This window comes from Streptomyces sp. NPDC002088 (genome assembly GCF_040296605.1).
Taxonomy (GTDB): domain Bacteria; phylum Actinomycetota; class Actinomycetes; order Streptomycetales; family Streptomycetaceae; genus Streptomyces.
In genome coordinates this window covers 1-11,991 of the sequence record NZ_JBEOXO010000045.1, presented here as the reverse complement: position 1 = coordinate 11,991, position 11,991 = coordinate 1, and the positions used below count along the sequence as shown (strand labels likewise).

Genomic DNA, 11,991 nt, shown 5'->3' with positions numbered 1-11,991 from the left:
CGCGTGTACGCCTACACCGCGGCGGTCCGGAGGTGCACCGACCTGCCGATCTCCGTCAAGCTGGCCGCGGGCGAGGGCGTCGAGGTACGGGCCAGGGCGGCCGAATCCGGCGGGGCCACCGCGATCACGCTCAGCGACTCGATCGCGGGTGCCGACGTCTCGGTCACCGGCGAGCTTCGCCTCGGCGGCGTCTTCGGGTACTCCGGGCCGGGCATCAGACCGCTCGTCCTCGCAGCCGTCTACACATTGCGCCGCCGGGGGTTCGACCTGCCGATCCTGACGGGCTGATCCGCGATTGATCTTGGGGCGTGCTGGTCTGGTGGTTCAGCAATCGCTGGTCGGCCCGTTACTCGTACCGGTACTTCAGCGAATCCGCCTCCGCCTGCTCGATGTCAGCGATCGTCAGCTCCGGCATCCGCAGCTGGGCCAGCGTCACCTCGGCCGAGGTCGGCTGGGCGTCCGCCGGCAGCCACTGCTCCGGCTTCCAGGCCGCGCTGCGCAGGAGCGACTTGGGGCAGTGCGGGTAGACCTCCTCGATCCCCAGCACCAGCGCACTGGCCGGCGGCTTGCCCACAGCGGTCAGCTGCGACAGCAGCTCCGGGCGGGTGGAGACGCAGGCCCGGCCGTTCACCCTGAGCGTCGTGGTGCGCCCCGGGATGACGAACAGCAGCCCGGCCCGTCCGGTGGCGACGACGTTCTGCAGGGTGTCCAGACGCTTGTTGCCTGTCGCGTCCGGTATCGCCACCGTCCGTGCGTCCAGGACGGCGACGAACCCGGCGGGGCCGCCGCGCGGGGAAACGTCACAGTTGCCCTCAGCATCCGCGCTGGCGACCAGGACCAGCGTTGAGCAGCCGATCAACCGCCGGGTCTGTTCGGTGAGTTCGGTCATCTGCTTGCGCATGGCCGCGTCTTTGGGGAGTTCGTAGGCCCGGCGCAACGCCTGCTGGTCGGGCACGGCGTCGAGGCGGAGCGAGTCGAAGGCACTGCCGGCAAGGGGTGTCGTCATGCCCCCGACCCTAATGGGCCGACCTGCGATTGATCTTGGTCGGTGAGTGCGGGGACATAGAGACACCCGCGCGAGTTGTCTGGTGTGTGAAGAACAAACAGGCCCGCGCGGCGATGTCCCATCCTGCCTTCTGCGGGCTGTCGCGCCAACATCTGGGCGAGTTGGTCGCAGAACTCGCCCCGCGTTGGGTGGCGCGCTGTGAGTCCGGGCGCCATGAGCGACGTGAGGGCGACCGTCGGCGGGAGACGGGCGGGTCTACGTGTTCTGGCGGCGCTGGCGCGACAAGGGCTGGGTCCGTGAACTGCACGATCGGCTGCCCCCGGCGTGAAGGCCGAGGTCGACGACGGCTACCGCGGCCTGGCCAACGAGTTCCCCGGCCAGGTCAGCGCCCCGCGACCAGGTACCGGACCGCGTCGACCATCTGCCGGTGGCCATAGCCCTCCGGCCGGCCGCCCCTGCCCTCCAGTCACCCCGGCACCGGCAGCGAGTCCCGCACTGCGGCCCACTCGGCGTCCGTCATGTCCGACGGATACCTCGGCCTCCTGTGCGGCCGATCCCCGGCGTTCCCGAACCGGTGCGCCAGACAATCTCACGACAGAGCAACCGAGTTGGACTCACCTGACAGTTGCGGATGGGTGATCGGCGTTCACGAGCCCGTACAGTGATCCACCAATCGAGGTCCGGAAGAGACGATGCCTGAGCGGAACATCGAGTTCGGCAAGTACGGCGCCAGCGGCATCAAGGGCGACTAAGCCGTCGCACGGCAGCTGGACGCGCTCGCCGGCTACATCGCCACGCACGTTACCGCGCGACGCGGCCTGCTCGCCCGGACGGTACCGGCCAGGACCGCGGTGGCCACGCCGAGGGCAGTCGGCTCCTCCAGGGCCCGGGCGAGGTATGCGCTCGGGCCCTCGGTGTAGCGGTCCAGGGCCTTTCGGAACAGCTCCTCCTTGTTCCCGAAGGCCGCGTACATGCTGGTGGTCGAGATGCCCATCGCCTCGGTCAGGCCAGCCAGGCTGGCGCCCTCGTAGCCGTGTTCCCAGAAGAACAGCATGGCGCGTTCGAGAGCCTCTTCGGCGTCGAATCCCCGGGGCCGGCCGATGGGGCCGCTCTGTCTGGTAGTCACCCTCGGAACCTACCTCTTCCGCATCGATCGATGCGGAAGAGGTAGGGGATCCACGACGAGGGCACCGCACCGCCGAGCGCATCCCCCGTGAGAGCTACCGGCGCCGTCCGCTCGGGGGTGAATCGCGGATGTCGCGGTGTTCCTAGCGTGGTCGTCGGGTCGCCGCCGGAGCAGCCGACTACCAAGGGGAGGCCATGATGCACACGTCATCCACCACGCGCCACGAGGCGGGCCACGACCGGCTTGCGGACGTCTCCGGTCCGAGCGATGCCTGCGGTCCGAGCGGCGTCTCCGGTCCGAGCGGCGGCCGCGTCGGCCGGATCTGCCGCTCTCCGCTCGGCTGGATGCTGATCGGAATCGCCGGCGTCGGCGCGGTCTCGGCTGCGACCGCGACCGGCCCCGGACCGGTGCCGGTGCTGGGAGCGGCCGTTGCGGTGGCTGTCTACTGGGCGGTCATGCGCTTCGTCGCGCGACGGCCGATGCCGGAGATCGCCCGGCGCGGGGCCGTGCGGGAGGCCTTGCTCGGCGGCGGGATCGGCCTGGGCTTCATCCTCGTATCCGCCCTGGTGATCACGGCGTTCGGAGGCTACTCGTTCTCCTGGGCCGGAAACGGTTTCTTCTCCGTCGTGGCGTCCGCGGGCGCCGTGTCGGCGGGCGCGGTGGTCACGGAGGAGCTGATGTTCCGCGGCCTCGCCCTGCAAGCCCTGGAGCGGCTGTTCGGCAGCCGTGCGGCTGTCGCGATCACCGCGCTGCTCTTCGGCGCCGCGCACCTGGCCAACCCCGGTGCCACCGCGTGGAGCGCACTGGCGATCGCCCTCGAGGCGGGCGCGCTGCTCGCAGCGGCGTTCCTGTGGCGGCGCAGCATCTGGTTCGTCGCGGGTCTGCACTTCGCCTGGAACGCCACCGAGCAGCTGCTCGGCATCCCGGTCTCGGGCAACACCGCCAAGGGGCTGCTGTCCGTGCACGTCAGCGGTTCGGGCCTGCTGACCGGCGGCAGTTTCAGTCTGGAGGCGTCGATCGTTACCGTCCTCATCGGTGTGGCGCTGGCGGTCCCGATGTTCGTCCTCGCCCACCGGCGGGGCGCTCTGCTGCCCCGTCAGCACGTCGCCCGCTGAGCCCTGCGCGCGGCACCGCCTCCGGCTGACCGGAACGGAACGGAGACGGAAGTGATGATGCTCAGGTGGTCTCGGAGACCACCGCTGTTGCGAAGGCCGCTCGATTGGTTGACGGGGCGTCAGCAGTCCGTCAAGGACGGCGTTCTCGCGCTGGTTCTCACCGTGCTGGCCTTCGTACCGACCCTGTCGCAGATCGGGGCGCAGCTCGGCGACCTGCCTGATCACCCGTCAAGCCCGCTGAGCATCGGGCTGACCCTGGCGCAGACCCTGCCGCTGACGGTACGCACCCGACGGCCCGCGGCCTGCCTCGCCGTCGTCGGCTGCGCCTTCGCGGTGCACCAGGCGCTGGGCTGTCCGGCGACGTTCGGGAGTGTCGGGCTCTATGCGGCCCTGTACTCCGCCGGAGCCCACCAGGTCTCCTTCCGCCGCGCTCTCGCCGCCGCGGCGAGCACGGGCTACGCCGTGCTGGCGGTCGTCCTGCACCACTTCGGCTCACCGCAGCGGATCCCGGACTACCTCGCGTTCTCTCTGGTTCTGGCCGGGGTCTGGGCGGTGGGCAGCGGCGTACGCAGGCGTCGGGCGGAGGAGGCCGAGCGGCGGCGGCTGGCCGCCGAGGTGGCCACGGCCGCCGAGCGCGCACGCATCGCGCGTGAACTGCACGACGTGGTGACCCACCATGTGACGGCCATGGTGGTCCAGGCCGACGCGGCGCAGTTCCTGCTCACGTCCGCGCCTGAACGCGCCGGTGACAGTCTGACAGCTGTCAGCGACACCGGTCGCCGGGCGCTCACCGAACTGCGGTACCTGCTCGGCGTGCTGGAGGCGACCGGTCAGTCCGCCTCCGCCTCCGCGGACCGGGCACCCACCCTGGGAAAGGTGGGGGACCTGGTCGCGCAGGCCCGCATGTCGGGCCAGCCCGTCGAGTTCACCGAGCGGGGCGAGTGGCGGGCGCAGAGCGTGGACGTGGAACTGGCCGCGTATCGCGTGGTGCAGGAGGCGCTTACCAACGCGATGAAGCACGCGGTCGGGCAGCGGACGAGGGTCCTGGTCCAGCACGGTGACGAGCACATCGAGATCGAGGTGGCCACCGAAGGATCCGCCCCTCCTCGGCGTCCGCACCCGCTGCCCGAAAGGTGGGCCGTGGTGGCGGACGAGGCCTGACGGGGCTGCGTGAACGGGTGCGGATGCTCGATGGTGAACTGGTGGCCGGACCCCGGCCCGACGGCGGGTTCCGTGTCCGTGCCGTGATCCCCACCCAGCCCACGCAGGAGTGACCCGTGAGCGATGAGCCGCCGCCGATCCGCGTACTCGTCTGCGACGACCAGGCATTGGTGCGCACCGGCTATGTCACCATCTTCTCCGCCCAGCCCGACCTGGAGGTCGTAGGGGAGGCCGAGAACGGGCACGCCGCAGTCCAGGCCACGCAGCAACTGCGCCCCGACGTGGTCGTGATGGACATCCGGATGCCCCTGCTGGACGGCATCGAGGCGACCCGTCGGCTGGCCGGCCCCGACGCCGTGGCACCACCGAAGGTACTGGTCGTCACCACCTTCAACGTCGACGCCTACGTCTACGACGCGTTCCGAGCCGGGGCGAGCGGCTTCCTCCTCAAGGACTCGCCCCCTGCGGAGTTGGTGGGCGGCATCCGGACGGTCGCCCGGGGCGAGGCACTGCTCGCACCGGCCGTCACCCGCCACCTCATCGGCCACTTCGCCGAACGGCTGCGCCCGGCGGACACCTCCCGGCCGGCCAGGGAGGAAGTCATGAGCGCGCTGACCGTCCGCGAACTGGAAGCGCTCCAACTGATCGCCGAGGGACTCTCGAACGCGGAGATCGCCGCGGCGATGTTCATCACACCCGAGACGGTCAAGACCTATGTGTCGCGGATCCTGACCAAACTCGACCTGCGCGACCGCGTCCAAGCCGTCGTCCTCGCCTACCGGATCGGCCTGGTATCCGCCACGTCCTGAGCCGGCACGGCCTCAGAAGGCCGTCACGACGATCTTCTTCCCGGCGTGCAGCCCCTTCTCGAGGTGGCGGTGTGCCTCGACGACGTCGTCAAGGGAGAACACCTTGTCGTCGACGGCGGGCCGCAGTGCACCGAGGCGCACGCCCGCGTTCAGGAAGGCCGCCATACGCTTCACCACGACGGCGTCGAGGGTGTGCTCGAAGCTCCGGTAGCTGAAGATCGTGAGCGGTGGGCCTCCCGGGAAGGGCGTGGGCCGCGGGTCCAGGAAGCCTGCGGCGACCAGTGTTCCGCCGGGGCGGGCCGCCTTCAGGAGATCCTGCTGGCCGGGGCCCATGACAAGGTCGAGGACGATGTCCGCGCCGGTCCCGCCGGTGTGGTGGTCGACGGCTTCGGCGATGTCCGTGTGGTCGGTGGCGACGACCGCGGCGGCGCCGGCGGCGAGCAGCTCGTCCTTCCTCGCGGTGTGCCGAGTGACGGCGATGGGCACGGCACCGATCTGATGGGCGATCTGCATCGCCGCCCGGCCGACGGCGCCGGACGCGGCGGTGATGAGGACGTGGTCGCCGGGTCGGATCCTCGCCTTCTCGACGAGCGCGCCGTAGGCGGTGGAGTAGCCGACCCAGATCGCCGCTGCCTCCGTGATTCCGAGCCCGGCCGGCCGGGCGACGACCCGGCTTGCGGGGACCGTGGTGTATTCGGCGTAGCTGCCCCTGGCGCTCGCGTCCGGAACGGCCGTGAGAATGACCGGATCGCCGATCTTCAGCCCGGTGGTCTCGGGGCCCAGCGCGTCGAGGACGCCGGTTCCTTCGACACCGAGGCGAGCGTGCGGCAGGGGGACGGGTGCGGGCGAGGTGCCGGAACGCATCATCTGGTCGAGCGGGTTGACGGCGAACGCCTCCATCCTGACCCGGACCTCGTCGGCTGCGGGCTCGACGACGGGCTCCTCGACGACGTGCATGACCTCCGGCCCGCCGAACTCGTCGAACACAACGACTCGTGGCATGGTGACTCCTCCGCATCCGGTGCTGGTTGGTTGCTCGAGGAAGACGTTACGGAGCCGTGGGTTACCTCCTGGTACCTTCGACCTTCATGCAGAATGTGGACGGAGCAGCCTCCCTCGCCGACTGCCCCACGCGTCTGGCGGTCGAGATCATCTCTGACAAATGGGCCGTGCTCGCGCTCTTCGGGCTCAGCCAGAAGCCTCGCAGGCACGGTGAGCTCGTCGACCTCATCGGCGGCGTCTCGCGCAAGGTCCTCACCCAGACGCTGCGCCGGCTCCAGCAGTACGGTCTGGTCGACCGCCATGCCGAAGCGCCGCGGCGGGTCGAATACAGCCTCACCGACCTCGGCCGGACCCTCATCGAGCCCATCGAGGTCCTGACGAACTGGGCGAGGGAGTACGGCGGGGACATCGCCGATTTCCAGGATGCGGCGGAAGCCGCTCCTTCTGCTCGGGTTCGCCCGGCGGGTTGATCTCGGCGATGGGCGTCGCCCCGCCGGTGGGGCGACGTCGACGCCGCTCGGCCTCCGCTGCCGCTCCGTTCGGTCGCCACCGCCCGCAGCACACCCATTCCGCATCGATCGATGCGGAAATAGAAGGAGGTTGTTCGCATGGGACTGCTTGAGGGGAAGACCGCTCTCGTCACCGGAGGCGGCTCGGGGATCGGCCTGGCCAATGCCGTACGGCTGGCGGCCGAGGGCGCGCACGTGTTCATCACGGGCCGGCGCAAGACCGGCGGGCAAGCAGTGATCATGTCACGCGCACTTGGTCTTCACGCCCAAGTACCGGCGCGGCCCGTTCACCGATGAGATCCTTCGGCGCTGCGAGGAGGTCATGCGTGACGTGTGCGCGGACTTCGACACCGAGCTGGCGGAGTTCAACGGGGAGAGGGACCACGTCCACCTGCTGGTGCACTACCCGCCCAAAGTCGCCTTGTCCCGGCTGGTCGGATCCCTCAAGGGCGTCTCCGCCCGGCGGCTCCGTCAGGAGTTCCCAGCCCATATCCGTAAGTACCTGTGGGGTGACCACTTCTGGTCGCTGGCTCGATCTACTTTGACCGAGAGGGCTTCGTCATCCCCGGCGCATCGTGCCTGCCGCCTTCGCCCGCTGGAACCGCAGCGGGTTCGCTCTCGCCTTCCCCGCAGCCTCCGCCTGACCACATGATCACGACTGGAGACGGGCCCTGGGCGTTCGCGTCGGGTGACTGTCCCGGCGTGGAGAGGACCTGCCCGGTCCGGCGGGGTGTCACGGCGTGTGGGGAAGCGATCGGCAAGGGAAGCGGTCGACGAGGTTCATGTGTCGGTGCGGGCCTGGCCGTGGTCGGCGTGGCGGGCGCTGAGGGCCAGAGTGCCTTCGCCTTGCGTGCGGCGTTCGTCTCAATGCGGGTGCGGACCGCCGTGGGGCGCGCGATCCGGGATCCTGGTCGGCCGGGGGTGCGGTCGTGTTGCTGTGTGGGCAGGCGCCGGCGTTCCGGAGTGGGGCGGCTCGGACCGCGTCAGCTGTGGTTCAGGGACCACACGACCTGGTCCTCGTACCAGTGGGCGGTGCTGACACTGTGCCACGAGGCCGCTTCGTCGACTTGGTCCTCGTACCAGCGGGCGGTGCTGACACTGTGCCACGAGGCCGCTTCCTCGACTTGGTCCTCGTACCAGCGGGCGGCGCTGACACCGTGCCACGAGGCCGCTTCGCCCTCGTGGTCCGCAGCCCGTACGTAGCGCACAGTGTCCTGCCCACGGTGGTCGTCGCGGCGGTCGTCGTCCGTGTGGCGGCCGACTTGCTCGCTGCTGGTCGCGGAGGTGGCGGACACGTACTGCGTGTGCTGCACGGGCACCGACGTCGTGGCTGCCGACGCCGAGCCGCCGGCTCCGAGAAGGGCTCCGCCGGCCAGTGCCGTGGAGGCGAGTGCGATCGAGACGCGCTTGGTCATGCTGTTCATGGTCATTTCCCTTGCGAGACTGCCGCGGTTTCGCCGAACTGGCGGCCGCCGCTTCTATGTGAACCGAGATCCGGAAATCCCGGGTCAGTCGGCTTGCCGCAAGGTCATCCGGAGGGGTGCCTCATGTTCGGCTCTGCCACCGTACCCGAGGGGTGCCTCATGTTTGCGGTGAGGCTCATCACAGCACGTCAGAGGGGCGAGATTGCGATCGGAAACATGACAACAGCCGAATTCGAGGGGGGCCTCATGTTACGCTCGAGTCATGAGCCACCACCACGCCCCGTCCGCGAGGGAGACACCGGCGAAACCCCTGCGCCGTGACGCACAGCGCAACAGGGACGCGATCGTGGCCGCCGCCCGCACGGCCTTCTGCGAGCAGGGCCTCGGGGCGTCCCTGGAGGGCATCGCCCGCGAGGCCGGCGTCGCGATCGGCACGCTCTACCGCCACTTCCCCACCCGGCTCGACCTGGTCGAAACACTCTTCAACGCGAAGTACACGGAACTGCTCACCGCCGCGGAAGAAGCCGCGGCCATGGACGACGCCTGGGAGGGGTTCTGCCGCTACCTGGAGAAACTCTGCGAGCTGCAGGGCTGCGACCGCGCCTTCAACGACCTGGTCTCGGCACGGCTGCCCCTTCACGTGGCCGGCCGCGAGATGTACGAACGCACCAAGGAGCTCTGCGTCCAGATCATGCGCAACGCCCAGGAACAGGGCGTCCTGCGCGGCGACGTCACCGCGCAGGACATCGCCTTCGTGATCTGGTCCCAGGCCGGGATCATTCAGGCCACACGCACCATCGCCCCCCAAGCCTGGCGCCGCCACCTCCACCTGATGCTCGACGCCTTCCGCACCGAGGGCGCCCACGAACTGCCCGAACCTCCTCTGACCAGCCAGCAGGTCGACCAGACCCTCGTCACTCTCGAGTGCACCGAAGAGGACTGCCGCGAGCAGTCCTGACCACACGAGAGACGAGGCCGCGGACAACAGCTGCGCATCACACCGCACCGGCGCCACACCGGACCGGCGCCACACCGGACCGGCGCCACACCGGACCGGTACCTCGGCCGACCGGCCGGGAAGACCCCGGACAGCACTCCGGGCGGCAGGACCACGGGCCGTCCGACCGCCGTCTTCCGGCTGCCCCGGCCCGTGCTGTCACACGCCGCTCAGCGGGTCTCTGCGCGGGCTGCGGGGGTGCTGCGGTTCAGCAGCGGACTGGACCAGTTGACCCACGGCTAGGCAGGCAATGCGCCCCAGGAGATGGCCTGCAGGATGTGTCAGAACGCACTCGCAGCAGTCGGGCCCGCAGCCTCACAGGCAGGATCTCAGCACGTCGACTTCACAGCCTGGCGCGGTCGGGTCGAAGCCATGCTCGACCAGCCAGCGAACCACCAGCAGGCTTCGCAACGACCACCACGCGCGGATCACGTCGAGGTCCACGTCGGTGCCATAGCCGGCGACGACGTTGCCGAGGTGCTCCTCGTGTCCGAGCGTCAAGGTGGCGAGGTCGAACAGCGCATCGCCCTGGCCCGCCTCGGACCAGTCGATGATGCCCGTGATCTCGTCGCCGTCGACGAACACGTGAGCGATCTGCAGGTCGCCGTGCGTGAACACCGGAGTCCACGGCCGGAGCGCGGCCTCGGCGACCTGGCGGTTGCGGGTGACCAGGTCGGCGGGCAGGACGCCGTTCGTCACGAGCCACTCACACTCGCCGTCGAGATCCGCCGCCAACTCGTCGAGGCCCCGGCTTTGCCAGGGCGGCAACGGCGCGTCGTGCAACTTCCGGATCGCGGCGCCCGCCGCGGCCCACGCCGCTGGCGATGCGGTCGACGGCTCGCCGAGGCGGCCGAGCGCCGTCCCTGGGACCACGGCGATCGCGAGCACGGGCGGCTTGCACCACAGGACTTTCGGGGTGGGGACCGGCGCCAGGGCCATCGCCTCGACCTCGACGTCGATACGCGCCTGATCGGCATCCACCTTCAGGAACACGTCGCCGACGCGCAGCGTCGCACGCTCGGAATGGGCGACGACGACTTTGACCTCATCCATGGGCGACCAGTATCCCGGGGGCGATCGTCGACGTCGCCGGGTTTATCGCGTGCGATTGCGCGGCTGACCGCGTCCCGCTCCCCGGCAACGTCGTGCGCGACACCGACTGCTGACCAGGTCAAGTCCCCACTTGCGTTGGGAGCCCTAAGCTTCGCTTTTATCCCTGAGGGCGGTGGGTCGCGGGTCTTGCGGCTGTTTTGACTGCGGGGTGGCGGGGTGCGGGGCCTCGACGGGTGCCTTGTGGACGGCCTGCGGAGCGTCCGCAGGGTTGTGGCGGGTTGGCTGGTGTTCCCACTGCTGCTTGAACGTGACGAAATCGTCGGCGGACACGGCCGGGTGTGAGCCGGGCAGGCGGCAGTGGTTTCTCCCATGGCAGTCGGTGGTCGGCCACCAGGGTTCGGGCGAGGCGAAGTTGGGTGTAGGCGGCGATGATCAGCCAGGTCCACCGGTCAGCCTGCTCGGGCGTGCGGGGCCGAGGCAGGGTCCAGTTCAGAGTCTGGCGGGCGAAGCGGAAGGTGTGTTCAACGTCGAAGCGGCGGGTGTAGGCCCGCCAGAGCAGGTCCGGATCGGGGGTATGGCCGGGTGGCCCTGTCCACCACAGCCACAAGGTCTTCGGTGCCCGGCTCCGGCCGGGCAGCCGGTCGACGGTGAGCCGGACCAGGGTGCCGCGGACGATGGGGCGCGGGCCGCGGCTGCCATGGCCGTCGTGCTGCTGGGTCTTGGCGTGCAGGCGGTGCCACATCTGCACGGTCACTGCGCCGTACTGCTCGTCCGTGCACTTGTGGACGGTGTCCGGGGCCGGCCAGGTGGGGTGGGGTCGGGGCAGGCGAATTTCGCGCCGTGGCGGCGCGGTCGTCCGGCAGCTGTGCTGCGCCGGTGGGTTGGCGTAGAAGGACCGGTCGGACCGGACCCGGACGAGGATCTGGGCCGGGACGGCGGTGAGTTCGAGGGCCAGGCGGACGGAGTCGTAGCCGCCGTCGAACACGAACAGTGGTGTCTGCCGGCCCAGTCCGGGTCGTCGTCGCAGCAGTCCTCGGATCTGGCGGGCGGCGACCGTGCTCGGGTTCTCGCCCGGGACCAGGCGCCGGGCATCGACCGGAGCGGTCCACGAGTTCGTCGTCAACTCCAGGCCGACGAGCCAGGAGTAGGCCCAGCCGGCCACGATCGGCTGTCCCGCCGAGTGCCTGGAGGGATGGTAGTAGTAGCCGCGCCCGGGTGAGCACTCCGCGTCGCTGCGGACCCAGACGCTCACGTCCACCGCGAAGACCGGGCATGACGCGCCGGGCAGCGAGCCGGCCAACAGCGCACGTGCCGCTTCGGCACCCACGCGGCCGTTGGCCAGGTCCGCATAGGTGCCTGCCGTGACCACGATGGTGCAGCCCGTCCAGCGACAGATAGGGCAGGGAAAAGACCGGACCGGCTGCCAGCAGGGCGTCGGTCAGCTCGAACAACGCATCCGCCCGTCGGGACAGACAGTCGTACCAACCCCTGCGGAAGCGCATCAGGTTGGCCTTGCCCTGGCGGCCTGCCTCCGCCCCGAGCACACTGACAGCGACGGCCATCGCACCCTCCCCTGGTCTTCACCTACCTGGAGAGTCCCGCGATGGCCGTTCCATGTCCCCCACCTCACCCAACCAACCGTCCACGGGCAGAGCACAGGGATAAACGCGAAGCTAAGCGCGGGTGGCAGGGGGTGTCGACGTACTTCTCTGAGTGCTCCGCCAAGTACAGACAAACGTGCACCGCTTGGTGGTCTGCGTGATGGTTGGCCGTGGGCGGTGCAGGGGTC

11 protein-coding genes and 5 pseudogenes are annotated in these 11,991 nt (G+C 69.9%); 10 read left to right on the top strand and 6 right to left on the bottom strand.

The window, feature by feature from the left end:
- The first annotated feature begins 3 nt into the window (after positions 1-3).
- A complete protein-coding gene (locus ABT114_RS46910) occupies positions 4-288 on the top strand; it encodes a beta/alpha barrel domain-containing protein (protein WP_351152535.1) in 285 nt (94 codons plus the stop codon).
- Positions 289-346: 58 nt separating this feature from the next.
- Here the strand turns inward: ABT114_RS46910 and ABT114_RS46905 are convergent, their stop codons facing one another.
- Positions 347-1,006 (bottom strand): MSMEG_1061 family FMN-dependent PPOX-type flavoprotein, encoded by a 660-nt coding sequence (locus ABT114_RS46905; RefSeq protein ID WP_351152532.1) that lies wholly within the window; start codon positions 1,004-1,006, stop codon positions 347-349.
- Positions 1,007-1,698: 692 nt separating this feature from the next.
- Here ABT114_RS46905 and ABT114_RS46895 point away from each other — a divergent pair.
- Positions 1,699-1,836 (top strand): annotated as a pseudogene (locus ABT114_RS46895) (transcriptional regulator); the annotation flags it as partial.
- Here ABT114_RS46895 and ABT114_RS46890 read toward each other — a convergent pair.
- Positions 1,794-2,132 (bottom strand): annotated as a pseudogene (locus tag ABT114_RS46890) (TetR/AcrR family transcriptional regulator); the annotation flags it as partial. The pseudogenes ABT114_RS46895 and ABT114_RS46890 overlap by 43 nt on opposite strands.
- A gap of 194 nt (positions 2,133-2,326) precedes the next feature.
- On the opposite strand from ABT114_RS46890, the gene ABT114_RS46885 reads away from it, so the two are divergent.
- From ABT114_RS46885 to ABT114_RS46875, 3 genes are all read left to right on the top strand, one after another.
- Complete coding sequence (locus ABT114_RS46885; protein ID WP_351152529.1) at positions 2,327-3,247, top strand: CPBP family intramembrane glutamic endopeptidase; 921 nt, start codon at positions 2,327-2,329, stop codon at positions 3,245-3,247.
- 108 nt (positions 3,248-3,355) lie between these two features.
- Positions 3,356-4,408 (top strand): sensor histidine kinase, encoded by a 1,053-nt coding sequence (locus ABT114_RS46880; protein WP_502988516.1) that lies wholly within the window; start codon positions 3,356-3,358, stop codon positions 4,406-4,408.
- A gap of 116 nt (positions 4,409-4,524) precedes the next feature.
- On the top strand, positions 4,525-5,217 hold the full coding sequence (locus ABT114_RS46875; RefSeq protein WP_351152527.1) for a response regulator: 693 nt from the start codon (positions 4,525-4,527) through the stop codon (positions 5,215-5,217).
- Between the two features lie 12 nt (positions 5,218-5,229).
- Here ABT114_RS46875 and ABT114_RS46870 read toward each other — a convergent pair whose 3' ends face one another.
- Entirely contained in the window at positions 5,230-6,219 is a 990-nt protein-coding gene (locus tag ABT114_RS46870; protein WP_351152525.1) for a zinc-dependent alcohol dehydrogenase family protein, read from the bottom strand.
- A gap of 86 nt (positions 6,220-6,305) precedes the next feature.
- On the opposite strand from ABT114_RS46870, the gene ABT114_RS46865 reads away from it, so the two are divergent.
- The 4 genes and pseudogenes from ABT114_RS46865 to ABT114_RS46850 all read left to right on the top strand — a co-directional run.
- On the top strand, positions 6,306-6,689 hold the full coding sequence (locus ABT114_RS46865; protein ID WP_351152522.1) for a winged helix-turn-helix transcriptional regulator: 384 nt from the start codon (positions 6,306-6,308) through the stop codon (positions 6,687-6,689).
- 138 nt (positions 6,690-6,827) lie between these two features.
- A pseudogene (locus ABT114_RS46860) lies at positions 6,828-6,968 on the top strand (SDR family NAD(P)-dependent oxidoreductase); the annotation flags it as partial.
- Between the two features lie 13 nt (positions 6,969-6,981).
- Positions 6,982-7,254, top strand: a pseudogene (gene tnpA / locus ABT114_RS46855) (IS200/IS605 family transposase); the annotation flags it as partial.
- Between the two features lie 122 nt (positions 7,255-7,376).
- Positions 7,377-7,673: pseudogene (locus ABT114_RS46850) on the top strand (DUF6207 family protein); the annotation flags it as partial.
- A 38-nt stretch (positions 7,674-7,711) separates the two neighbouring features.
- On the opposite strand, the gene ABT114_RS46845 reads toward ABT114_RS46850, so the two are convergent.
- The gene (locus ABT114_RS46845; protein WP_351152639.1) at positions 7,712-8,152 is read right to left on the bottom strand and encodes a hypothetical protein; all 441 of its coding nucleotides are present in this window, start codon (positions 8,150-8,152) and stop codon (positions 7,712-7,714) included.
- Positions 8,153-8,414: 262 nt separating this feature from the next.
- Here ABT114_RS46845 and ABT114_RS46840 point away from each other — a divergent pair, with 262 nt between their 5' ends.
- The gene (locus ABT114_RS46840; protein WP_351152519.1) at positions 8,415-9,110 is read left to right on the top strand and encodes a TetR/AcrR family transcriptional regulator; all 696 of its coding nucleotides are present in this window, start codon (positions 8,415-8,417) and stop codon (positions 9,108-9,110) included.
- A 354-nt stretch (positions 9,111-9,464) separates the two neighbouring features.
- On the opposite strand, the gene ABT114_RS46835 is transcribed toward ABT114_RS46840, so the two are convergent.
- Positions 9,465-10,202: a phosphotransferase family protein gene (locus tag ABT114_RS46835; RefSeq protein WP_351152517.1), complete on the bottom strand. Its 738-nt coding sequence runs from the start codon at positions 10,200-10,202 to the stop codon at positions 9,465-9,467.
- A 157-nt stretch (positions 10,203-10,359) separates the two neighbouring features.
- On the bottom strand, positions 10,360-11,571 hold the full coding sequence (locus ABT114_RS46830; RefSeq protein WP_351152514.1) for a transposase: 1,212 nt from the start codon (positions 11,569-11,571) through the stop codon (positions 10,360-10,362).
- Between the last annotated feature and the right edge of the window lie 420 nt (positions 11,572-11,991).

Excerpts from the sequence above, each read along its gene's own strand:
- ABT114_RS46905 (WP_351152532.1), bottom strand. The coding sequence starts at position 1,006 with ATGACGACACCCCTTGCCGGCAGTGCCTTCGACTCGCTCCGCCTCGAC.
- ABT114_RS46885 (WP_351152529.1), top strand. The coding sequence starts at position 2,327 with ATGATGCACACGTCATCCACCACGCGCCACGAGGCGGGCCACGACCGG.
- ABT114_RS46845 (WP_351152639.1), bottom strand. The coding sequence starts at position 8,152 with ATGAACAGCATGACCAAGCGCGTCTCGATCGCACTCGCCTCCACGGCA.
- ABT114_RS46870 (WP_351152525.1), bottom strand. The coding sequence starts at position 6,219 with ATGCCACGAGTCGTTGTGTTCGACGAGTTCGGCGGGCCGGAGGTCATG.
- ABT114_RS46840 (WP_351152519.1), top strand. The coding sequence starts at position 8,415 with ATGAGCCACCACCACGCCCCGTCCGCGAGGGAGACACCGGCGAAACCC.
- ABT114_RS46865 (WP_351152522.1), top strand. The coding sequence starts at position 6,306 with ATGCAGAATGTGGACGGAGCAGCCTCCCTCGCCGACTGCCCCACGCGT.
- ABT114_RS46835 (WP_351152517.1), bottom strand. The coding sequence starts at position 10,202 with ATGGATGAGGTCAAAGTCGTCGTCGCCCATTCCGAGCGTGCGACGCTG.